The sequence below is a fragment of the Martinezella lusitana genome (genome assembly GCF_010668395.1).
Lineage (GTDB): Bacteria > Pseudomonadota > Alphaproteobacteria > Rhizobiales > Rhizobiaceae > Rhizobium > Rhizobium lusitanum_A.
The window spans coordinates 44,856-67,190 of record NZ_WUEY01000021.1; the positions used below are offsets into that span (position 1 = coordinate 44,856).

The following is a 22,335-nucleotide window of genomic DNA, read 5'->3' on the forward strand; positions in this document are numbered from 1 at the left end:
TGGTGCCGGCTGCTCCGGCACTATCAGCGCCCCGCTATTATTCCCACGCGCGAGATATCGAACGTATGGTGATGCGCTATCGAGGCGGCGCCGATGGCGCCCTCGTAGGATCCGAGCGTTGACAGCATCAAGGTCGGGGCAGGGATGCCGGTCACGATGCCTCGGCCTATCCCCTCGGAAATCCGGTCGATTGCCGCCTCGGCCAGTTTGGCAAGCGGCCCTCCCAGAAAGACGACGCTCGGATTGTAGAGGTTGACCAGCGATACGAGGCCCAGAACGAGCCAGTGAACGAATGAATCGATCGTCTCAATGGCGCGGCCATCGCCACCGCGCGCAGCCTCGACGATGTGTTCGGGAAGCTGCGTGAGCTCGATGCCGGAAAGGTCCGAGGTCTCCAGAAATTGTTGCGCGATGGCGGAAAGGCCGATCCTGCTTTCCAGGCAGCCCCTGTTTCCGCATCCGCACAAGGGGCCGTCCTCCGAAAGGCGAAGATGGCCGAACTCGCCGGCCGTGCCGTTTGCGCCCCTCAACAGCCGTCCGTCGACGACAACAGCGCCGCCACAACCTGCATCGAGCTTCAGGAAGAGGCTGCAGGTATTCGGTAGCGACGGATCGGTATAGACGCAGCCAAAGGCTCCGGCATTGGCATCGTTCTCGATGAACAGCGGCAGGTCGATCGCTTCGGAGAGAAGGGCGGGAAAATCGACATTGCGCCAGCCGACGATCGGCAGGTTCACGACGAAACCGTCGGAGCGGACGATGCCGGGGAATGCGATCCCGACGCCCTTGAGACTGTCCCTGTAGATCGGATCGCGCCTGAGCTTGCCGACCCGCCGCGCAATTTCGCCGGCGACCTGATCGGGAGACATCCGGTCGTGGAATGGCATCTCGCTTGAATCCACCACGGTCGCGGCCAGGTCCAGCAAGGCAAAACGAAGCACATCGACACCGACCTCGACGCCGAAAAAGAAGGCGCCATCCGTGTTGAGAGCGACGCTGGTTGCAGGCCGGCCTGGCTCGCGATTGGCAGGCCGTCCGGGATTGGGCGACAGCTCGATATCCCGAACGAGCCCTCGTTCGATAAGGCTATTGACCAGGCGGGTCACGGTTGCCGGCGTCACGGAAAGATAACGGGCAATCTCGATGCGGCTGGCCTGCCCCTGAATGCGAAGCATGGTCAGAATGCTCAGCTCGTTCAGATATTTCGCTATCGTCTGATCCGCCAAGGCTTCACCATCCAATCTCACAATGCACGCAAGCCTATAGCACATGCCACCTCTTGCCATAGAGCCTCCGGTTGCCGATGGACGGTCGGGAAAGTCGTCGTTCCGCAGCTTTTGATCTCCCCGGCAATTTGATAGGGATCGTTCCGGCCGATGCGCAGAATGAGCAGGATGAGAACGGATGACGGATAGACCTGAAAGCAATGCCGTGGATTTATCGCGCGACGAAGCGTTCTTCGACCTTTTGACGGGCAGTTTTCGTCGTGTCGTCGGCGTTGACCTTGTTGGCGATGGGCGGGGGGCCGGCTGGCTCTATCGCGAGGCGCCTTTCGTGGTCGTCGCCCACAATACGGAGGCCGATCCGCGTTTCGTCTATGCCAACAGAGCTGCGCAGGATTGTTTCGAATATCCATGGGAGGAGTTCGTGACGCTGCCTTCGCGCCTTTCGGCGGAGCTTCCCGATCGGGCGGAACGTCAGCGACTGCTGGATGCCGTGAAGCGCGATGGCTTCATTTCCGATTATCGCGGGTTGAGGGTGGCAAAGTCCGGCCGGCGCTTCTGGATCGAGGACGGCATTGTCTGGCAACTTCTGGACCGGGACGGGAACTTGCGCGGACAGGCGGCGACGTTTTCCAGCTGGAAAGATGCCTAGCCCGCCCGGCGATAACGATGATTTAGCCGGTGTCGGGAGATGCCCAAACCTCACGGGGAAATTTTTTCGCAAGAATCGCGAAAAGCTGGATCTATTTTGCCTGCATGCTCCCGAGGAGATTGTTAAATGCTTGCCGGTAGTTGGACCATGTCAGACACAGCGCATAACCAGAACGTCATATAGCAAAAGCATTTAAGGGAGCTCACCCATGTCAATTATTGCCTCTCGTGCGAGGCTGCTCGGAACGGCCTTCGGCCTGGCACTTCTGTTGGGCACGTCGGCCGCCCGCGCAGAAACGCCGCCGAACGTGCTCGTGGTCGCGCAGTCGATCGATGATGCCGTCAGTTTCGATCCGGCCGAAGGCTTCGAGCTGACGACCGTCCAGTCTTTCAACAATCTCTACCAGCGTCTCGTCCAGTCGAACCGCGAAGACGGCACGAAGATCGAGCCGGCGCTGGCGGCCTCCTGGGCTGCCGGCAGCGATGGTCGCAGCCTGACCTTCGAGCTTTCCGACGCCAAGTTCTCCTCCGGCAATCCGGTCCGCCCCGAAGACGTGATCTTTTCGCTGACGCGCGCCGTCAAGCTCAACAAGTCTCCGGCCTTCATCCTCAACGAGCTGGGCTGGAAGGCCGACAACGTCGATGCCGCCGTTACCAAGGTGGACGACAAGCATGTGAAGCTCACCTGGTCGGCCGATGTCGGTTCCGGGTTCGCCCTGTCGCTGCTGACTGCGCCGATCGCCTCGGTCGTCGATGAAAAGACCGTCGAGCCGCAGGCGAAGGATGGCGATTTCGGCAATGGCTGGCTGAAGACGAACTCGGCCGGAAGCGGCGCCTACACGATCGCAACCTATACCCCGCACGAAGCACTGGTGCTGCAGGCCAATGCCAGCTCCAGCGACAAGCCGAAGCTCGACAGCGTCATTATCCGCAATGTCCCGGATGTCGGCGCTCGCCGCCTTCTCGTCGAGCAGGGTGATGCCGATATCGCGCGCGGCCTCTCGGCCGACCAGATCGAGGCGCTGAAGACCAAGAGCGGGGTCAAGGTTCTCTCGGTGCCCTCAGCGCGTACCGACTATATCCTGCTCAACACCAAGGCCAATCCGACGCTGGGCAATCCCGCCTTCTGGGAGGCGGCGCGCTATCTCGTCGATTATGACGGTATCGCCAAGAACCTGCTGCGCGGCCAGAGCACGGTGCATCAGGCCTTCCTGCCGGTCGGCTTCCCCGGCGCGCTGACGGATACGCCCTTCAAGCTCGATGTGGAGAAGGCGAAGAAGATCCTGGCCGACGCCGGCATCAAGACGCCCTTCAAGGTCGAATTCATCGTCTTCAACGACCAGCCGTTCCTGTCGATCGCGCAGTCGCTGCAGTCGAGCTTTGCGCAAGCTGGCATCACCTTGGACATCCAGCCAGGCGTCGCAAGCGATATCTATGCACGCGGCCGTTCCGGCAAGTTCGAGATGACGCTGCGCTACTGGATCCCGGACTATTTCGACCCGCATTCCAATGCCAGCGCCTTCGCCATCAACAAGGACAACTCCGCCAACACGGCTGCAAAATACGCCGGCTGGGTGATCCCCGAGCTGACGGACGAGACGCTTTCCGCCGTCAAGGAGCAGGATGCCGCCAAGCGCGTCGCCCTCTATCAGGATCTGCAAAAGAAGATCCAGGCAAGCTCCCCCTTCATCTTTATGCTTCAAGGCAACGATCAGGTCGTGCTAAGCGACAAGGTGAAGAACTATGCGCAGGGCCTGAATGCAGACCAGGTCTACTATGACAAGGTGGAGAAGTAAGTGCCGCAAGCGGCAAGCCAATCCGATGCCGACATGACCAACTCCCGCCAGATGAAAGCCTGGCGGGAGTTGTCTTTCGTAAGGTCGTTTCTTTCCTGGGCATGGTCCTTTGCGCTGACGCTCTTCGGGCTTGCGCTGGTGACTTTTGCGCTGACGCGCCTGTCGCCGATCGATCCCGCGCTGCAGATGGTCGGCGACCACGCCAGCCAATCGACCTATGAACAGGCCCGCGCCGAACTCGGGCTCGATCAGCCGCTGCCGATACAGTTTCTTCGCTATATCGAAACAGCAGCGTCCGGGAATTTCGGTCAATCGACCTCGACCGGCCAGCCGGTCGCCAAGGATATCGCGCGCACCTTTCCGGCGACGATCGAACTCGCAACGGCGGCGATCATCATGGGCTCCGTCATCGGATTGGCGCTCGGCATCGCTGCTGCCATGCGGCAGGGCACATGGCTCGACGGCGCGGCGCGGCTCATCTCTCTTCTCGGCTATTCCGTGCCGATCTTCTGGCTCGGCCTGCTGATGCTCCTCTTCTTTTATGCGCGCCTGCATTGGGCGCCGGGACCGGGCCGGGCGGATGTCGTCTTTCAATATACGGTCAAGTCCGTCACCGGTTTTGCGCTGATCGATGCATGGCTTTCCGGCAAGCAGGGCGCTTTTCGCGACGCGCTGGCGCATCTGGCGCTGCCGGCGACCGTGCTTGCCTTTCACGCGCTCGCGGCCATTTCACGGCTCACGCGGGCTTCGATCCTGACGGAACTCGGCCAGGAATATGTGACCACCGCCCGGGCCAAGGGCGCAAGCCTTTCCCGCATCGTCTTTGCGCATGTCATGCCGAATATATCCGGAACGCTTCTGATCGTGATTGCCCTTTCCTATGCCAGCCTGCTTGAAGGCGCCGTGCTCACCGAAACCGTATTCGCCTGGCCCGGTATCGGCCGCTATCTGACGACCGCGATGTTTGCCGGCGATATGCCGGCGATCCTTGGGGGAACCCTTGTGGTCGGCGCGTCCTTCGTGCTGCTCAATGCACTGACCGATCTCGGCGTCGCACGGCTTGAGGCGGGGAAGACGCGGTGAGTGCCATCGTTCACCATCCGCTCGACGGACCGTCCTTCCTGCGGCGTCTGCTGCGCTCGCCCTCCGCAGCCGCCGGCAGCGCAGTCGTCGTCTTCATCCTTGCCGTCGCGCTGCTCGCGCCGTTGATTGCGCCATACGATCCCAACCTGCAGGAGACGGCCAACCGGCTGATGCCGCCGAGCGTGGCCCACTGGTTCGGTACGGATGGCTTCGGTCGCGATCTGCTGTCGCGCATGATCTACGGCGCGCGTCCGACCCTGCTCCTGCTGCTGTTCGTCGTTCTCCTCATGGCTCCCCTCGGCATCGTCGTCGGTATCCTTGCCGGCTTTTTCGGCGGGATCACCGAGCGCATCCTGATGCGCATCACCGATGTCGTCATGTCCTTCCCGCGGCTGCTGCTTGCCTTTGCCTTCGTCGCGATCATGGGGCCGGGTTTGATCAACGGCGCTCTGGCGCTCTCTCTCACCAGCTGGCCCGCCTATGCGCGCCAGGCGCGTGTGGAGACGGCAGCGCTTCGCCGGAGCGATTATCTGGCCGCCGCCGAAATGGTCGGCATCAGAGGTATCCGGCTGCTTTATGGGCATGTGCTGCCTTTGGTGCTGCCATCGGCGATCATTCGCCTGGCTCTCGATCTCTCGGGCATCATTCTCGCCGCGGCCGGGCTGGGTTTCCTCGGCCTCGGTGTTCGTCCGCCGACCGCCGAATGGGGCGCGATGGTCTCGGAGGGCACGCAGGTCATCTTCGATCAATGGTGGGTGGCGGCCGTGCCGGGCTTTGCCATTCTCATCACCTCGCTCGCCTTCAACCTTTTGGCTGACGGCCTGCGCGATATACTGGATCCGCGTCATGGCTGAGCCGCTGCTCTCCGTTCAGGACCTGTCGGTTTCGTTTCCCTCCGCGGCGGGCATGGTGCGCGTCGTCGACGGTATCGGTTTTTCGGTCGATCGCGAGATCGTCGCCCTCGTCGGCGAATCCGGCTCCGGCAAGTCGATGACGGGGCGGGCGATCATGGGGCTGCTGCCGCACCATGCGCAGATGCGGGCCGCGCGCCTGTCCTTCGGAGGCCAGGACCTCCTCTCGTTGCCGGCGTCCGGCTGGAATGCGCTTCGAGGCAACGGCATAGGCCTCATCCTCCAGGATCCGAAATATTCGCTCAATCCCGCACACAAAGTCGGCCGGCAGGTCGAGGAAACATTGCTGCTGCATACGCGCCTTTCGGGCGCTGAGCGACGCGAACAGGCGCTCGACATGCTTCATAAGGTCGGCCTTCCCGATCCGAAGCGGGTCTACTCGAGCTATCCGGCCGCGCTGTCAGGCGGCATGGGGCAGCGCGTGATGATCGCGGCGATGCTGATCAACCGTCCGAAGCTGCTGATCGCGGATGAACCGACATCCGCGCTCGACCGTGAGCTTCAGAGCCAGATCCTGGCGCTGCTGCGTTCCTTGACCGAGGAATTCGGCATGGGTCTGCTGCTCATCAGCCACGATCTGCAGCAGGTGGCGCAGTTTGCCGACAGGGCCGTCGTCATGCGCGGCGGCCGCATCGAGGAGGAGCTGGCGTCGGCCGATCTTGCCAATGCGCAGTCCGCCTATACGCGTGCGCTGTGGGCGGCACGGCCATCGGCAAAGACCTACGGCACCCGTCTGCCGGTCTATGGAGCCGGGGCATGAGTGCGCTTACTGTGTCTGATCTTTCCATCACCTTTTCCGGCGCCAGGAAGGCATTCACGGCCGTGCGCGGTGCGAGTTTCGATGTGGCAAGCGGCGAGACGTTCGGTCTGATAGGTCCCTCCGGCTGCGGCAAGACGACGGTGCTGCGCGCCATCGCCGGGCTGAATGTTCAATGGCAAGGCGGGATTTCCGTCTTCGGCGAGCCGCTCCAGCCGGGCAAGAAGATTGCAGGCTCGTTGCGCGACAACATCCAGATGGTGTTTCAGGATCCCTATTCTTCCCTGCATCCGCGCCACACGATCGCGCGCATTCTCGGCGAGCCCCTGTCCTTGCGGGGCGTGAAGGATGTTGACGCGCAGGTGCGGGCGGCTCTCGACCAGGTCGGCCTGGCAGGGGCGACGAGCCAGCGATATCCGCACCAATTGTCCGGCGGCCAGCGGCAGCGCGTGGCCATTGCGCGCGTGCTACTATTGCGCCCGAAGCTGTTGCTGCTCGACGAACCGACATCCGCCCTCGATGTTTCGGTGCAGGCGGGCATTCTCAACCTTCTCAACGATTTGAAGGCGGCGCACGGAATGACCCTGGTGCTCGTCAGCCACGATCCGGGCGTCGTTGCCCATATGTGCGACCGCGCCGCGATCATGGGCGGTGGGGTCATCACGCAGATCATGGATCGCGCAAGCTTGTCGAAGGCCGGCTAGCGCCGGAAGCCCAGGAAAGCGATCGCCATTATCCTTTAGAGGCTGCAAAGCGGCGTCAGGCAGCCATGTGCTCGTGACGAAAAATCTCGAGTTGCGAGAGATGAATGGCTTCGTTGGCCGCCGCGGTACTGCCGACGAATTCGTCGATCAGGAATGCGATATGGCCGGCTGCCATTTTGACGATGGCAATCTGGCAGCCGTGCGAAGGGACGTTGCCCAGCATCGTTGCCAGATCGTATACCGGCACCAGCTCGCCGCGATATGACGTATGGCCGAGCGCATGGCACAGATCGGGGCTTCCGTGCAACGGACGCCAATTATCCGCCCGCGCGACGATCGTTCCATCGATGAACGTGCACAACGTATTGTGGACACGCACGGCCATCGCTGCGCGACGGCGAAGAAAAGTTGACAGAGACATCGAGCACTTCGTCCCGCCGAGGGACTCCCTGGTCAAAAGTGCAGCCGTCTGAGGCAAGGCCGATTTGAGGATGCCTTGGCACTGTCATGGTGCCGCCGAACACGGTTCGGCCAGACGTGCCGACAATAGAGTTGCGGCCTTGATGACGAATTGAAGGCTTATCTAAAATTCTAACGAAGCATGACTTCTTCGGCCGCATCGGGCTGTGATTCGCCAATCGCATACGATGTGAATGGCAGTCTTTTGCGAACCGATACGGGGCCGAGCCAATACCGGGCGCGATTTCGACCATGCTGATACAGCCAAATTGCATATTGTCGTCGTCAAGCCGCCGCAACCTTGATGTCGCAAATGATCTGGATATTCTACCAGATTAAGTAGTACGCTTTCCGCATAGAAATACCGTCACGGGATTCCTGGCCGCCCTCAGGCCGAAGAACCACCCGTAAGGAAACGATAAACAGGTAGTTGTCATGTTCCTAGAAGCAGCTCTTTCCCGCTTGATCAAAATCGGTACGCTCACGGTCACTTTTCCCGATGGTTCCACACGCAGTTTCGGTACGGGATCGGAACCGCGCGCGGCGATGAAGATAAAAACCGCGCGCGCAAAGCGCCGTCTGCTCTTCAATCCGGCTCTGGCGTTCGGCGAGGCCTATATGGACGGCGACCTCGTGCCGGTTTCCGGCGACCTCTTCCAGCTGATGGATTTTCTCGTCCTCAACATGATGGACGGCGGGAGCCATCCTTTCGAAAAGCTGATGGAAAAGATCCGCTGGCTCCGCCGAAACCTCGATCAGTTGAATTTCGCAGGCCGATCGAAGCGCAACGTTGCGCATCACTACGATCTTGACGCGCGCCTCTACTCGCTGATGCTGGATGAGGACCGTCAATATTCCTGCGCCTATTTTCCCGTCGGCGACGAGACGCTTGAGGAGGCGCAGCTGAAGAAGAAGCGGCATATCGCCTCGAAGCTGATGCTTGATCGCCCGGGACTCGAGGTCCTGGATATCGGCTGCGGATGGGGCGGCATGGCGCTTTATCTCGCCAGGGAGTTTGGAGCGCGGGTCACGGGCCTGACGCTTTCGGAAGAGCAATTGGCTGCTGCAAAGGTCCGCGCAAAGGAAGCCGGCCTGGAGCACCTGGTGACGTTCGAGCTGCTGGACTATCGCTCCTGGACGCGTCCGGTCGACCGCATCGTCTCGGTCGGAATGTTCGAGCATGTGGGCATCAATCACTATCGGACCTTCTTCGACAAGATCCGCTCCGTGCTCAAGGAGGATGGCGTGGCGCTTATCCATGCGATCGGCCGGGCCGACGGCCCGGGCAGCACCAATCCGTGGATCGCCAAATACATCTTCCCTGGCGGCTATTCGCCGGCGACATCCGAGGTCCTGTCCGTGGTCGAGAAGTCCGGCCTTTGGGCGACCGACATCGAAATCCTGCGCCTTCACTATGCCAAGACGCTGGAGCAGTGGCGCGAGCGCTTCATGAAGAACAGGAGCACTCTGGCCAAGCTTTACGACGAGCGTTTCTGCCGGATGTTCGAATTCTACCTGATCGGATCTGAACTCGCCTTCCGTCGCATGGGTCACATGAACTGGCAATTGCAGCTGACGAAGAACGTCTCGGCTCTTCCGCTGGCGCGTGACTACATGGTCGATATCGAGCGGGCGCGGGCTGCCGTGGCCGAGCAAGGCCGGGCGGAACCGATCGAAGCCGCGAGCGCGCGGGCAAGACGGGATCTGACCGTGCATGACGAGCGCAAATCCCGTCAGCAAAACCAATCCGGCGCCGAATCCTCCTGCAACATTTGAGGACGGCTTGCGCTATCGGCTGGCGTCGGTCCCGCTGTTCGGGATTGACGCCAGCCGATAGCGCGAACGCATAATCAGCCAAGATCGCCGCCGGCAACGGGCAGTACGCTGCCCGTAATATAGGATGCTTCGTCCGAGGCCAGGAACAGGATCGGTGCAACCTGCTCGTCGATGGTCGCATAGCGCTTCATGAGGCTCGACGCCGTGACTTGCTGCACCACGTCGGCCATCCAGCCCGTCTCGGCGGCGCTGTCTCCGGCAGCGTTGCGTGGGACCCGGCGCGCCGGGGCATCCGTGCCGCCGGGTGCCGTGGCGACCACCCGAATGTTCCGATCGGCGAGTTCCATGGCCAGCGATTGCGTGATCGCGTTGACGCCGCCCTTGGCGGCCGAATAGGGCACGCGGTGAATACCGCGCGTCGCGTTGGAGGATACATTCACGATGGTCCCGCCGCCGCGGGCAAATAGATGCGGCAGAACGGCGTGGCAGCAGTAGAGGGTCGGCATCAGCGAACGGCGGATTTCCGCGTCGATCTGCTGCGCTTCGAATTCGGCATAGGGCCGCATGCGTATCGCCCCTCCGACATTGTTGATCAGGATATCGATGCCGCCAAAGGTCTCGGCGGCAAATCGCATGGCTGCGGCAGCGCCTTCATAGGTCTCGAGGTCGGCCTTGAAGGCCCTGGCGTCGACGCTCGCGGCGGCTGCCACCTCGGCGACGAAATCGGCGCGGTCGACAAACAGCACTGTCCCGCCCTCTTCGGCCGCTCGCGCTGCCACCGCCCGGCCTATGCCCTGTGCGGCACCGGTGACGACGATCATCTTGCCCGCAAAGCGGCCCGGAAAACAGGAAGCGCTCATGCGGCTTCCTTTGCCGAAGCGTTGGGCGTGAACTTTTCGTAGTGGAAGCTGTTGGGCACAACGCCGCTCTCGTCGAAATGGTTGCGAACCGCGTCGACCATCGGCGGCGGACCGCACAGATAGACGTCGATATCGCCGCCATGAAGCATCTCTGCCGGCATGTGCTGGGTGACCCAGCCCTTGCGCGGATGGCTGGAAGACTCCTCGGCGACGACCGTGCTGTAGGTGAAGTTCGCCAGTCGCTTCGTGTAAGCCTCGATCTGGTCGACGAGCACCAGGTCCAGGTCCCGGGTCACGCCGTAGATGAGATGGATCTGCTGCTGCGAGTTTTCGCGCGCCAGCGCCTCCAGCATCGACAGGAATGGCGCGAGACCGGTTCCGCCCGCAAGCATCAGCAAGGGGCGCCGGACGTCGCGCAGATAGAAGCTGCCCATGGGGCCTATGATATCGAGCTTTTCGCCGGTTTGCGCCTGGGCGAGCCAGCTGCTCATCACGCCGCCGGGGATCTTCTTGATGAGGAAGCCGATGCGCCGCTCGCCGGGTGCGCTGCTGAAGGAATAGGAACGATGCAGCCCGCTGCCGGGTACATCGATATTGACATACTGGCCGGGCAGGAAAACGGGGGAGACGCCATCGACTTCCAGCTCCAGCACGATGGCGGCATCGTTATGCGGCGTGATCTGCACGACTGTCGCGGCAAATTTCTGTTGTCCGGTCTTGCAGGCCGTCGATGTCGTCGGAACCGCGATGACGCAGTCGGAGGACGGCTTCATCTGGCAGGTCAGGACTAGCCCGCTTTTTGCTTCATCGGCGGTCAGGGCGTCATCGATATAGTCGTCGCCGAGATCGTAGCTGCCGCTTTCGGCGCGGCATTTGCAGGTGCCGCACACGCCGTCGGAACAGTCCATCGGCAGGTTGATCTTGTTGCGGAAGGCGGCATCGAGAACCTTTTCGTCTTCCTTGCATTCGACGAAGCGGGTCACGCCGTCCTCGAAGTTCAAAGCGATGTTGTAGCTGGTCATGCAACCCTCCTCGTCCGTTCCCATGCCGTCAGGAGACGTCTGTCAGATGTGATAGACGTCGATGACCTGACGGATGTAGTCGTTCTTGAGCACGATCTTCTTGGCTGAGATCAGCAGTTGATCGCCGCTCCTGCGCAGGGTGACGAACATGGTTCCGAAGAACTGATCCGTGACCTTGTAGCGGTGGTTCAGCGTGTGGAAGTTGTAGCGAATGTCGACTTCCGCATCGCGGCGAGCCAGCAGCTCGATATTGTTGACGTTGTGGCTCGTCCGCGGCTCCGGCGTCGATGCGCCGGAGCGTTCGGTCTTGATGCGGAACACCCGGTCTTCCAGGCCGTCGCGGCTGGGATAGAAGATCAGGGATATCTGCGCATGCGGATCCTCTGTCAGCTGGTCGTCATCGTCCCAGGCCGGCATCCAGTAGGTTACATCCGGCGCATAACAAGTGAGCCATTCATCCCATTCGCGGTCATCGAGCAGGCGCGCCTCGCGATAGAGGAAGGCGCGAATCTCGTCGTCGGAAATGCTCATGACAGAACACCCTCCTTTTCGGCGGCGAGCGCCTCCCGCATCACCTTCGCCCAATATTCGTGCTGGCGGACGAACAATCCCTCGTCCTCGCTGCGCTCGCCCGATAGCAGCGGCTCGAGGCCCATCCTCCTGGCGTTTTCGTCGGGGCCGTCGATCCAGAGCGGCGCACCGCGCGACAGATCGTTCCAGAGCGCTGTCGTTCCGGCATAGCCGGCCTGGCAGGCGCGAAACTCCTCGAGGTCATCGGCCGTGCCCATGCCGGATACGTTGAAAAAATCCTCATATTGCCGGATACGGAGGGCTCGATCCGCTTCGCTTTCGCCCTTCGGCGCGAAGCAGAAGATGCTGATTTCGGTCTTGTCGACGCTGATGGGACGGGTGACGCGGATCTGCGTGCTGAACTGATCCATCAGGAACACGTTCGGATAGAGACAGAGGTTGCGGGTCTGGTTGATGATGAAATCCGCCTTGTCGGAGCCGACGCGGGCCTCGATCTCGTCGCGGCGATTGTAGACCGGCCTGACTTCCGGGTTCATTGCCCGCGTCCACAACAGGATGTGGCCGTTTTCGAAACCGTAGACGCCGGCGATGGACTTGCTCCAGCCGTTGGCATCGACCGCCTTCGTACCGTCCTCGTTGCGCCGGCCCATGGTCGCGGCATAATTCCAATGGACGGAGCTGACATGATAGCCGTCGCAGCCGTTCTCCATCTGGAGTTTCCAGTTTCCGTCGTAGATGTAGGACGAGTTGCCGCGCAGCACTTCCAGGCCTTCAGGCGCCTGATCGACGATCTGGTCGACGATGATTTTCGCTTCGCCGAGATAATCCTCGAGGGAGGCGACGTCTTCGTTCAGGCTGCCGAAGAGAAAGCCGCGGTAGCTCTGGAAGCGCGGCACCCGTTTGAGATCGTGCGAGCCGTTCTGGGCAAACTGCTGGGGATACTGGGTGGTCTTCTCGTCCTTGACCTTCAGCAGCTTGCCGGTGTTGGAGAAGGTCCAGCCGTGGAAGGGGCAGGTGAAGCTGCCCTTGTTGCCGTGCTTGCGCCGGCACAGCATGGCGCCGCGATGGGCGCAGGCATTGATGACCGCATGCAATTCTCCCGTCTTGTCGCGGGTGATGACCACGGGCTGGCGGCCGATATAGGTCGTGTAATAGTCGTTTTTGTCCGGAATCTGGCTTTCATGCGCCAGGTAGACCCAGTTGCTCTCGAAGATATGCTTCATCTCCAGCTCGAACAGGTCTTCATCGGTGAAGATGTCGCGGCGACAACGGAATATGCCGGCCTCCTTGTCATCCTGTACCGCAGTCGTCAGCAGATGATCGAGGTCTCGGGCCTTATCTATGATCGCGGACATGGTTTCTCTCCCGCTGCGGCGCCTCGGCGCAGCACAGCAACAATGTCGATGATGAAGGGTGATGAAGAAGGGGCGGTGGCCCCAGGGGCCACCGCGTCAATCGGTTACGCCGCCGCGCGCTTGCGCTGCTCGTTGACCTGATTGTCCACGCCGTTGACGAGGGCAGTGAGATGGAAGTCGAACTCGATCTCTGCAAACGGGCCGCTGAGATTGTTGGCCTTGATGCTGGCTTCGTCGCTCCGTTCCGTCACAGCCGGAACCAGGCCGTCCCGCGTGGCATAGGCGAAATCGTCGTTCACAAGCGGATCGCCGGCGATGTTGATCTGGGTCGTCAGCTTGCGATGATCGTCGGCGCCGATGAAGAAATGGATGTGAGCCGGGCGCTGGCCATGGCGGCCGAGGGCCGACAGGAGTTGTTCGGTCGGGCTGCCTGGAGGAACGCCATAGCCATGCGGCACGATGCTCTGGAACTTGTAACAGCCGTCGGCATCGGCGATGATCGTGCGGCGCATGTTGAACGGCGCCTGTTTCCCGGTGGGATCGAAATGGGAGTAAAACCCGCGCGTATCACAGTGCCAGACCTCGACGGATGCGCCGGGCAGCGGCTTGCCCCCGGCCCCATAGACGGTGCCATGCATGATGAGCGTATGACCGTTGGCATCGGTGCCGTCGTCGAGACGGGCAAAGCCCTGCGATACCGGCGCGCCGGCCACATAGAGCGGCCCCTCGATCGTGCGCGGTGTCTCGTTCTTGATGCCGAGCGCATCATCGATGGCATCGAGGCGTTCGTCGATAAAATGGTCGAGCCCAAGGCCGGGCGAGATGAGGCCCGCCTGCCCGGCGGCGCCGATTTCATTGAGCCACGCAATGGCAGTCCAGTATTCGTCGGGGGTAATGTCGAGGTCGTCGATGGCCTTGAACAGGTCGGACATCAGCCGATGGATAACCTGTTTGACGCGGGGATTGCCGCCATTGTTGGTCAGGCCGCTCAGAACTTTCAGGAAATCCTGCACGTCGGGTCTGTCAAAAATCCTCACACTCATGTCTTATTCCTCCTCTTTTCCGGTTGTTGCGAACATCGTTTCGAAAACCCGGCCAGCGGCAAGGTCCTCTTCCACGCCGTCGCCTCAGGTGTCGTCGTCGCGGATCGACGACGGATGCCGCAAAAGCGGCGTGACTTTGATGGTCATGAACTTGAACAGCGGCAGTCCCGTCAGGATCGCATGCAGCTCTTCGTTGTCCTTCACGTCGAAAATGCTGTAGTTCGCGTACTCGCCGGCAATTCTCCAGATATGCCGCCATTTTCCGCTGCGCTGCAGCTCCTGCGAATAGGCCTTCTCTCGGGCGATGATCTCGCCCGCTTCCGCCTGAGGCAGATCCCGGGGAATGTTGACGTCCATTCGCACATGAAAAAGCATATTCTACTCCTCTACCTGGCGGCGCTCACGGTTTTGCGCGGTCCGTCGCGCAGGAAGAATTTCACCCGATCATCGTCCAGTGCGATGCCGAGGCCGGGCCCTTCGGGAACGGCCAGCTCGAAGTCGCCATACTCCAACGGCGTTGCGAGGATTTCCTCGGTCAGCAGCAACGGGCCGAAGAGCTCCGTTCCCCATTGCAGGTTGGCGAAGGTGGAAAAGGCGTGGGCGGATGCGGCGGTGCCGACGGCACCTTCGAGCATGGTGCCGCCATAGAGCTCGATCCCGGCTGCATCGGCGATTGCCGCGACGCGCTGCGCGTTGAAGAGACCGCCGCTCTGCTCGATCTTGATTGCGAAGACATCCGCGCCGCTGACCTTCGCAAGCTCGAAGGCGGTCTCCGGGCCTTGCAGGGATTCATCGGCCATGAGGGCGATGGGGAAGCGACGCACGAGCCGCGTCAGCGCCGCCGCCGAAGCGACGGGCTGTTCCACCAGCTCGCAGCCCGCATCGGCGAGCGCCGCCATGCCGTAGGCTGCTTCCGTTTCGCTCCAGGCCATGTTGACATCGACGCGAACCGCGCCGCGGTCGCCGAGCGCGCGTTTGATGGCGGCGACATGCGCGATGTCCTCGCGCGGCGCCCTGGCGCCGATCTTCAGTTTGAAGATCCTGTGGCGGCGAAGGTCGAGCATCTTCTCGGCTTCGGCGATGTCCGTCGCCGTGTCGCCGGAGGCCAGCGTCCATGCCACGGACAGGCGGCTGCGCACCCGCCCTCCCAACAGTTCGCTGACGGGCAGGCCGAGACGCTTGCCATGTGCATCGAGCAATGCCGTCTCGATGGCGCATTTAGCGAAGCGGTTTTCCTTGATCCTCTTGCCGATGCGCGCCATCAGGATCTGGATGCGGGTTGCATCCTGTCCGACCATCGCCGGCTGGAAATAGGTGTCTATCGCAAGCTTCATGCCCTCCGGGCTTTCTGCGCCATAGGAAAGGCCGCCGATCGTCGTTCCCTCGCCGATGCCGACAATGCCGTCGCTGCAGTGAACCTTGACCAGCATCAGGGTCTGGCCGTTCATCGTCGCGACGGAGAGCTTGTGCGGGCGGATAGTCGGCACGTCGATCAGCAGCGTTTCCACCCGTTCGATAACGGGGGCGGTCGTTGCGTTCGGCGCAAGGGGTACAAAGGTCGTGTTCATGACTGAACTCTGCGCCGGGCAGGCGGCATACGTCCAACACCATTTGTATCTCAAACGATACCTTTAAGGTATGATAAGGAGAAAAATGGTAATATCTATAGACTTATCGCATCGCAGCATATCGAATGACGACGTTGAATGGCGTGCCAACCGGTAGGATATGGAGAATGGATCTTCGTCAGCTTCGCTATTTCGTGGCGGTCGCCCAGGAGCGAAATTTTACGCGTGCTGCCGAATTGCTGCATATCGCGCAGCCGCCTCTGAGCCGGCAGATCCAGCTCCTGGAGGAGGAGTTGGGAGTATCGCTGCTCATTCGCAAAAGCCGCCCCGTGCGTCTCACCGATGCCGGCCGGCTCTTCTACGAGCAGGCGCTGCAGGTTCTCGGCCGCGTCGAGCAGATGCGGGATGCGACGCGCCGTATCGGCCTCAATCAGAACAGCGTCTTCTCCATCGGTTTCGTCGCATCGACGCTCTACGGCGGACTTCCCTCGCTGGTCCGCAAGATGCGCCAGCATGCGCCCGAGCTGGATATCCAGCTGCTGGAACTGGTGTCGGTCCAGCAAATTCCCGCACTCAAGGAGGGGCGCATAGATGTCGGCTTCGGCCGGCTACGCCATAGTGATCCCAATGTGGTGGGGACTGTCCTGCGCGAGGAGCGCCTCGTGGCCGCCGTGCCCATGGGGACGGCACTTGCAGGGGCTTCCACCCCGTTGTCGGTGAAGAGTCTGCGCGGGCAGAAGCTGATCGTCTATCCGAAGGAGCCGCGGCCAAGCTATGCCGATCAGGTCTTGGGGCTGCTGCAGCGCCATGATGTTCGCCCGGCGGAAGTGCATGAGGTGCGGGAAATCCAGACCGCCCTCGGCCTGGTGGCTGCCGATGCCGGGGTATGCGTCATCCCTTCATCCGCGCGGCAGATGCGGTCCGATGTGCACTATCGGCTGATCGAGGAGGAGGCGATGACATCTCCGGTGATCCTCAACCATCGCGTCGGCGACAATTCCGTCTATATCGATCTCATCAAACGGCTGATTGAGGAAATGTACCGGGAAAACCCGCCATGGCTGGACATGGAACACAATGTCTTGCCCGGCCACTCGTTCGACAGCTAGGCGGCGCCCGTCGCGGGTAAGACTGCGAATTGTCGTTACGAGGCCGGAGATGGTGGTGGAAACGCAAAATCTCTGTGGGTTCAGGCCCGGCTCGGCCAAGAGGCCGCTCGGTCATGATGTCAGCAAACTTGCCATCATGGCGCGCAACTGGCTATGAGCTTATCACCACATAATGATTAGACATGTTTCATTTTTTGTCCTTCATCGGCCGAAGATGGGACACGGATTTGCGAGGCTCGTTAGGATAGGAATGCGCTTGACCAGGAACGAAAAGACTCTGTCCCGACGAGCTTTCATGCTCGGGTCTATCTCTGTGACGGCGGCGCTTGCGGGGTGTGCCACGACGGCCCCCGTTCCAACTCCGATTGCGGCTCCCGCCCGCTTGCCGCCGGTCGTTCCCGTCGCGTCCACCGCGGAGAGCGAAGCTGCGCCGAATGCCGAACTTGAGGCTCGCTATGCGTCGGCTGTCGATGGCGGTCACGTTCTTCCCGCCATACCTTATCGAAAGATGGACCCGAAATACTACCGGCAGCGCGTGACGGACCCGACCGGCGAACCGCCCGGGACGGTGGTTGTCGATACCGCGTCACGATTTCTCTACGTCGTCGAACGCGGCGGTACAGCCATGCGATATGGCGTCGGCATCGGCCGCGACGGCTTTGCCTGGGAGGGCGAGGGGGTTATCCACTGGAGGCAGCATTGGCCGCGCTGGAAGCCGCCGAACGACATGATCGCCCGGAAACCGGAACTTGCGAAATATTCCGTGGCAAACGGCGGAATGGATCCGGGCGTCAAAAACCCGTTGGGTGCGCGCGCCCTTTACATATTCCAGAACGGCAAGGACACGCTCTACCGCCTTCATGGCTCGCCGGAGTGGAATTCGATCGGCAAGGCAACGTCGTCGGGCTGCGTTCGATTGGTCAATCAGGACGTCATCGATCTCTATGAACGCATTCCCTATCACGCGCGAATTGTCGTTCATCAAACCGCGCTTCAAGGCAAGGGAGTTTCTGCCTGAACGGGCGGCTCCCTTGAAGATGGGAGCTGCCGTCTCCGCATGACGGGATGCCGACAACGAAATGGCGGCGTCATCCGGCCGGTAAGGAACATGGGCTATGGTGCCAGGCACCGGATCCGAAAGGCGTCAGCCCGTGCCGCGAGGCGGCAACGACAGCCCCGCGGCAGCAAACGATGCCGGCGCCGTGTCTTGACATATATGCGACTGGGTAGCATTTTGTACCGGAAGGAGATAGTCTCGTGAGCGTCAAATCGTCGATATCCCTGACCGATCAGCAGGATGCGTTCGCCCGTTCGCTTGTCGAGACGGGACGCTACTCCAGCTTGAGTTCGGTTCTCCAGCAAGGCCTGGAACTGCTTCGTCAGAAGACCGAGACCGAATCCGCCGAGACGGAAGGACTTCGCACGCTTATCCAGCGCCGCGTCGATGGGCCGAAGGTCTCGGCAAAGGATATGGAAGAGCGGATCGAGAGCATGATCGAGCGAAAGCGGCGAGCTCTTCGTGTGGACCCTTGAATATTCCAGCGCCGCGGACCGCGATTTCGAGCTGATCTTCGATCATCTGTTTGCGGCCTATATCGATCTGGGTGATCTGCCGGACGAAGCTCTGGAGCGTGCCGCAGAGCGTATTCGTGATCTTCGCCTCGCGATCCATCGACTGGTCGAGACACCGTATATCGGAACATTGCGGCCGGATATCCATCCGGGCATCCGCTTCTTGCGGCGCGACAAGGCTGCTGTCTGGTTTCTGCCGATCGAGGACCATCGGACGATCGTCGTCGCCGCAATTTTCTTCGGCGGTCAGGATCACATCAGGCGGATGCTGGCGCGTGCCCTTGCGGAATGAGAACGTCGTCGGCCGAAGCACGGGTCCGCTATCCGCAATCGTAGATACATCCCAAGGTGCGACTTCGCGGATCTGCGTGTAATGTAGCCGCAATCTTTGGCTGTCAGTGGGGGCAAAGGATGGCAGCGGCCATCCTTTGGGGAGAAGTCATTGCGAATCTTGCTTCTTGAGGATGAGCCCGAAATGGCCCGAGCGCTGCTCGAAGCGCTGAGGCGTCGCGATGTTCTCGCCGATCATGTCCGTACGATTGCGGATGCGGACGCCATGGCCCGCGTCGGGACCTATGACGTCCTGGTGCTGGATCGCCGCCTGCCGGATGGCGAGGGGCTGGATCTTGTTGCAGCGCTTCGCCAACGCAAGCATCCGGTGCCGATCCTCGTGCTGACCGCTCTTGGCGGTGTCGATCATCGCGTTGACGGGCTGGACAGCGGCGCCGACGACTATCTTGCCAAGCCCTTCGCAATCGAGGAGCTGCTAGCCCGCCTGCGAGCCCTGCAGCGAAGGGGACCTGCTGTTTCCGACAGATATCTGAGTTTCGGCAACCTCAGTGTCGATCCCCGAACCAACGAAGTTTCCATCGGCGGGGCGCTCGTCGAATTTCCGCGGCGTGAATATCTGGTGGTGGAGGCGTTGATGCGCCGTCCGAACCGGATCGTCACGAGGCCGAACCTGATCGAAGCGGTTTATGCTCTCGAGGACGAGATCGGATCGAACGCCTTGGATGCGCACATCTCACGGATCCGAAAGAAGCTTCTGCTGACCGAGGCCTCGGTCGAGATCCGGTCGGTGCGAAACATCGGTTACCTCATCCGGGCGAAGGCATGAACCCGGAACGCAGCCGATCGCTACGCTGGGGCCTGATAAAGCGCCTGATCGCATTGCAGGCCTTTCTTCTCGTCCTCTTCTTCATCCTCCTCGTCGGCTGGATCTGGATCATCAATCCGGAGCTCGAAGACGCCAACGAAGAGGCCGTCCGTGTCGTTGCGCAGCAGATAACCAGGGATGACGACGGGCAGCTGCAGGTGGCGGAGACGCAGGAGGTCGCCGAGCTGAAGCAGCGATATCCGGAGCTCTGGTTTACCGTCCGGGACCATAAGGGGATCCTCCTCCAATATGGAGAGATACCGTCGACCTCTCTCAACGAGAGCTTCCCCTGGACGGTGGATCGGGCGAGGCTGGAGGCGGGCAACGGGACGCATGCCACGGTCGAGAACCGGGAGACATCTGTCGGCAAGCTCCAGATCATCGCCGCCACCGAGCGCGGCTTCACCAATGATGGCTTGAATGTGTGGATCAATATCCGCGTCGAAGTTGCCAAAAGTGTCCATGGGGAAATCCAGTGGCTCAACGTATTGCCGGCTCTGGCATTCGTCATCTTCATCGGCGTCTTCCCGATACTGGCGCTCACGGGCGTGGCAACGCTGCTCGTGACTCCCCGTGCTGTCGGACGTTCACTGAGCGGGCTCGTCGAAACGGCGAGGCAAGCGCAGGCGATCGACTTCGATACCCGTTCCGCCCGCCTCGAGCGTTCGAAGGTGCCGACCGAGATCATTCCGTTGGTCGATGCGTTCAATCATGCCCTTTCCAAACTGGATGATGGATATAACAGGCACAATCGTTTCCTTGCCGATGCGGCGCACGAACTGCGAACGCCGATCGCGATTGCACGAACGCGGGCGGATCTTCTTCCCGAGGCCGAGGTCAGCCGGCAATTGCGGGACGATATCGACCGTCTCTCTCGCGTCGCGCATCAATTGCTGGAAATGCAGGCTATCGGCGCGGTGGAACTGCGCGCGGAAAGGAAGGATCTGAATGTGGTGGTCGAGGCCATCGCCGCCGATCTTGCTCCGATAGCCATGGATGCCGGCTATGACTTCGATTTTGAGCCGAGCCCGCAAGAAGCGGTCTTCGTAATCCAGACCTCGACGATCGAGATGGCGGTCGTCAACCTGATCCGCAACGCCATCGATCACGCCGGCGCGAAAGGTTCGATCGTCGTTCGGGTCGGCGCTGCCGGCACGATCGATGTTTGCGATCAGGGTCCCGGCATACCGCCATCGGAGCGTGATCGTGTCTTCGAGCCGTTTCGCCGCATCAACGCCAGCTCCTCCGGGGCGGGTCTGGGGCTGAACCTGGTCAAGAAGGCGGCGGAACTCCACGGTGGAAGAGTCTCGTTCCTGGATACCGGCCACGGCTTTTGCGTGCGGCTGCAGATCGGCTCCATACCACCGTCGGTCGTGGTGGCGGACATGGGCTGGCGGCAAAAGGGGTGAGGGCGTCGCCGAACGGCGGGCGGGCGCATTTCATCAAGGCCGTCGGCACGGTCCTCTCGCTGGCTATTGCCACACAAAATCCTGAAAGTGTTTTTCTTTTCCCGGCGGTCTGAAGCCGGATATTTGATTTTCTGAAGTCGAGTTCCCTGCTAGTTTCGGGCGCGAGACACCAACGGGATGGGGCATGTTGAAAATTTTGCTGTCGGCTTGGCTTTCCCTGGCAGCTGTCTGCACTCCCCTCTCTGCTTTTGGCGATACCATGGATTTTCGACTGCACAAGGCGGTTGCCGGGCGGATGCCGATGGCAATCACTGCAGATGTCTATCGTGGCGGCGGGATGCGGCTGCATTGCGCCGGTCGCCTCGGCTATGATGACATCGTGAGGCTCCGGGAGGAAACAGGGGCGACCTAACGCGGCATTCCGATTTCAACGCTGTCCAACTATCGGGGAGGCAAATGTTTTGGCCTCTCGAATCTACGAGAATGAAGGGTCCAGACAATGCAAAGAAACTATTACTCCTCCCTTGGCGGCCATTCGCCGCAAAGCGATCTGCTGACGGGGCGGGCCGTATTCACCGAGGCCTATGCCGTTATCCCGAAAGGGGTCATGCAGGACATCGTCACCAGCTTTCTGCCCTTCTGGAACGATACGCGCTGCTGGATTATCGCCAGACCACTCTCCGGCTTTGCGGAGACTTTTTCGCAATACATCATGGAAGTGGCGCCCGGCGGTGGCAGCGACAGGCCTGAGCAGGACGCGGAAGCCGAAGGAGTCCTCTTTGTCGTCGATGGCGAGATCGAGTTGACGCTGCCCTCCGGCAAGCATGTTCTGCAGCCGGGCGGCTATGCCTTCCTGCCGCCGGGCTTGAAATGGTCGCTGCACAACCGTAGCGGCGCTCATGCCCGTTTCCACTGGATCCGCAAGGCTTACGAGGCTGTCGACGGACTGGACCATCCGCAGCCGCTGATCCTCAACGAGAAGGATATCACGCCCGCAGCCATGCCGGGCACGGAAGGGCGCTGGGCGACCACCCGCTTCGTCGATCCATCCGACCTTCGCCATGACATGCATGTAACGATCGTCACCCTGCAGCCAGGCGCCGTCATTCCTTTTGCGGAAACGCATGTCATGGAACACGGGCTCTATGTGCTGGAAGGCAAGGCCGTCTATCGCCTCAACCAGGACTGGGTGGAAGTGGAGGCCGGAGACTTCATGTGGCTGCGCGCCTTCTGCCCGCAGGCCTGCTATGCCGGAGGCCCTGGCCCCTTCCGCTACCTGCTCTACAAGGATGTCAACCGCCACATGGCGCTTCGTCCTTTCGGATCGCGCCATTAAGCCAGCCGATATCG

At 61.2% G+C, this 22,335-nt stretch carries 24 protein-coding genes; 15 read left to right on the forward strand and 9 right to left on the reverse strand.

What is annotated here, in order from left to right; translation table 11 throughout:
* Positions 1 to 23: 23 nt before the first annotated feature.
* The gene (locus GR212_RS29695) at positions 24 to 1,226 is read right to left on the reverse strand and encodes an ROK family transcriptional regulator (RefSeq protein ID WP_163992323.1); all 1,203 of its coding nucleotides are present in this window, start codon (positions 1,224 to 1,226) and stop codon (positions 24 to 26) included.
* A gap of 178 nt (positions 1,227 to 1,404) precedes the next feature.
* Here GR212_RS29695 and GR212_RS29700 point away from each other — a divergent pair, with 178 nt between their 5' ends.
* The 6 genes from GR212_RS29700 (at position 1,405) to GR212_RS29725 (ending at position 7,125) form a co-directional block, all read left to right on the forward strand.
* Positions 1,405 to 1,875, forward strand: a complete 471-nt coding sequence (locus GR212_RS29700) for an MEKHLA domain-containing protein (RefSeq protein ID WP_163992325.1) — start codon at positions 1,405 to 1,407, stop codon at positions 1,873 to 1,875.
* Between the two features lie 208 nt (positions 1,876 to 2,083).
* Positions 2,084 to 3,670, forward strand: coding sequence for an ABC transporter substrate-binding protein (locus GR212_RS29705; RefSeq protein WP_163992327.1), 1,587 nt, complete (start codon positions 2,084 to 2,086; stop codon positions 3,668 to 3,670).
* A 33-nt stretch (positions 3,671 to 3,703) separates the two neighbouring features.
* A complete protein-coding gene (locus GR212_RS29710; protein ID WP_163992431.1) occupies positions 3,704 to 4,753 on the forward strand; it encodes an ABC transporter permease in 1,050 nt (349 codons plus the stop codon).
* Positions 4,750 to 5,607, forward strand: coding sequence for an ABC transporter permease subunit (locus tag GR212_RS29715; protein ID WP_163992329.1), 858 nt, complete (start codon positions 4,750 to 4,752; stop codon positions 5,605 to 5,607). The genes GR212_RS29710 and GR212_RS29715 overlap by 4 nt, the downstream gene beginning before the upstream one ends.
* Positions 5,600 to 6,424, forward strand: a complete 825-nt coding sequence (locus tag GR212_RS29720; RefSeq protein WP_163992331.1) for an ATP-binding cassette domain-containing protein — start codon at positions 5,600 to 5,602, stop codon at positions 6,422 to 6,424. The genes GR212_RS29715 and GR212_RS29720 overlap by 8 nt, the downstream gene beginning before the upstream one ends.
* The gene (locus GR212_RS29725; protein WP_163992333.1) at positions 6,421 to 7,125 is read left to right on the forward strand and encodes an ABC transporter ATP-binding protein; all 705 of its coding nucleotides are present in this window, start codon (positions 6,421 to 6,423) and stop codon (positions 7,123 to 7,125) included. The genes GR212_RS29720 and GR212_RS29725 overlap by 4 nt, the downstream gene beginning before the upstream one ends.
* Positions 7,126 to 7,180: 55 nt before the next feature.
* Here the strand turns inward: GR212_RS29725 and GR212_RS29730 are convergent, their stop codons facing one another.
* The gene (locus tag GR212_RS29730; protein ID WP_163992335.1) at positions 7,181 to 7,546 is read right to left on the reverse strand and encodes a chemotaxis protein CheW; all 366 of its coding nucleotides are present in this window, start codon (positions 7,544 to 7,546) and stop codon (positions 7,181 to 7,183) included.
* A 473-nt stretch (positions 7,547 to 8,019) separates the two neighbouring features.
* On the opposite strand from GR212_RS29730, the gene GR212_RS29735 reads away from it, so the two are divergent.
* Complete coding sequence (locus tag GR212_RS29735; RefSeq protein ID WP_163992337.1) at positions 8,020 to 9,360, forward strand: SAM-dependent methyltransferase; 1,341 nt, start codon at positions 8,020 to 8,022, stop codon at positions 9,358 to 9,360.
* A gap of 74 nt (positions 9,361 to 9,434) precedes the next feature.
* Here the strand turns inward: GR212_RS29735 and GR212_RS29740 are convergent, their stop codons facing one another.
* The 7 genes from GR212_RS29740 to GR212_RS29770 all read right to left on the reverse strand — a co-directional run bounded on the left by GR212_RS29740 (position 9,435) and on the right by GR212_RS29770 (position 15,739).
* Positions 9,435 to 10,220 carry a 1,6-dihydroxycyclohexa-2,4-diene-1-carboxylate dehydrogenase gene (locus tag GR212_RS29740; RefSeq protein WP_163992339.1) on the reverse strand — a complete coding sequence of 262 codons (786 nt, stop codon included), beginning with the start codon at positions 10,218 to 10,220 and terminating at the stop codon, positions 9,435 to 9,437.
* Entirely contained in the window at positions 10,217 to 11,242 is a 1,026-nt protein-coding gene (benC, locus tag GR212_RS29745; RefSeq protein ID WP_163992341.1) for a benzoate 1,2-dioxygenase electron transfer component BenC, read from the reverse strand. The genes GR212_RS29740 and benC overlap by 4 nt, the downstream gene beginning before the upstream one ends.
* Before the next feature lie 42 nt (positions 11,243 to 11,284).
* Positions 11,285 to 11,773: a benzoate 1,2-dioxygenase small subunit gene (benB, locus tag GR212_RS29750; RefSeq protein WP_163992343.1), complete on the reverse strand. Its 489-nt coding sequence runs from the start codon at positions 11,771 to 11,773 to the stop codon at positions 11,285 to 11,287.
* Positions 11,770 to 13,128, reverse strand: a complete 1,359-nt coding sequence (locus GR212_RS29755) for a Rieske 2Fe-2S domain-containing protein (RefSeq protein WP_163992345.1) — start codon at positions 13,126 to 13,128, stop codon at positions 11,770 to 11,772. Before GR212_RS29755 ends, benB begins: the two co-directional genes overlap by 4 nt.
* Positions 13,129 to 13,232: 104 nt before the next feature.
* The gene (gene catA, locus GR212_RS29760) at positions 13,233 to 14,171 is read right to left on the reverse strand and encodes a catechol 1,2-dioxygenase (protein WP_163992347.1); all 939 of its coding nucleotides are present in this window, start codon (positions 14,169 to 14,171) and stop codon (positions 13,233 to 13,235) included.
* An 84-nt stretch (positions 14,172 to 14,255) separates the two neighbouring features.
* Positions 14,256 to 14,546 (reverse strand): muconolactone Delta-isomerase, encoded by a 291-nt coding sequence (gene catC / locus GR212_RS29765; protein ID WP_163992349.1) that lies wholly within the window; start codon positions 14,544 to 14,546, stop codon positions 14,256 to 14,258.
* Between the two features lie 11 nt (positions 14,547 to 14,557).
* Positions 14,558 to 15,739 (reverse strand): muconate/chloromuconate family cycloisomerase, encoded by a 1,182-nt coding sequence (locus GR212_RS29770; RefSeq protein ID WP_163992352.1) that lies wholly within the window; start codon positions 15,737 to 15,739, stop codon positions 14,558 to 14,560.
* Positions 15,740 to 15,906: 167 nt separating this feature from the next.
* Between GR212_RS29770 and GR212_RS29775 the strand changes: the two genes are divergently transcribed.
* From GR212_RS29775 to GR212_RS29810, 8 genes are all read left to right on the forward strand, one after another.
* Entirely contained in the window at positions 15,907 to 16,848 is a 942-nt protein-coding gene (locus GR212_RS29775; RefSeq protein WP_163992354.1) for a LysR family transcriptional regulator, read from the forward strand.
* Positions 16,849 to 17,143: 295 nt separating this feature from the next.
* The gene (locus tag GR212_RS29780) at positions 17,144 to 17,866 is read left to right on the forward strand and encodes a L,D-transpeptidase family protein (protein WP_432444420.1); all 723 of its coding nucleotides are present in this window, start codon (positions 17,144 to 17,146) and stop codon (positions 17,864 to 17,866) included.
* A 239-nt stretch (positions 17,867 to 18,105) separates the two neighbouring features.
* Positions 18,106 to 18,381: a type II toxin-antitoxin system ParD family antitoxin gene (locus GR212_RS29785; RefSeq protein WP_163992359.1), complete on the forward strand. Its 276-nt coding sequence runs from the start codon at positions 18,106 to 18,108 to the stop codon at positions 18,379 to 18,381.
* On the forward strand, positions 18,368 to 18,712 hold the full coding sequence (locus GR212_RS29790; protein ID WP_163992361.1) for a type II toxin-antitoxin system RelE/ParE family toxin: 345 nt from the start codon (positions 18,368 to 18,370) through the stop codon (positions 18,710 to 18,712). Before GR212_RS29785 ends, GR212_RS29790 begins: the two co-directional genes overlap by 14 nt.
* Before the next feature lie 150 nt (positions 18,713 to 18,862).
* Positions 18,863 to 19,537: a response regulator transcription factor gene (locus tag GR212_RS29795; protein WP_163992363.1), complete on the forward strand. Its 675-nt coding sequence runs from the start codon at positions 18,863 to 18,865 to the stop codon at positions 19,535 to 19,537.
* Positions 19,534 to 20,985 carry a sensor histidine kinase gene (locus GR212_RS29800; protein ID WP_163992365.1) on the forward strand — a complete coding sequence of 484 codons (1,452 nt, stop codon included), beginning with the start codon at positions 19,534 to 19,536 and terminating at the stop codon, positions 20,983 to 20,985. Before GR212_RS29795 ends, GR212_RS29800 begins: the two co-directional genes overlap by 4 nt.
* Positions 20,986 to 21,169: 184 nt before the next feature.
* Entirely contained in the window at positions 21,170 to 21,397 is a 228-nt protein-coding gene (locus tag GR212_RS29805; RefSeq protein ID WP_246726062.1) for a hypothetical protein, read from the forward strand.
* 87 nt (positions 21,398 to 21,484) lie between these two features.
* Positions 21,485 to 22,321, forward strand: coding sequence for a bifunctional allantoicase/(S)-ureidoglycine aminohydrolase (locus tag GR212_RS29810; protein WP_163992367.1), 837 nt, complete (start codon positions 21,485 to 21,487; stop codon positions 22,319 to 22,321).
* The last annotated feature ends 14 nt before the right edge of the window (positions 22,322 to 22,335 follow it).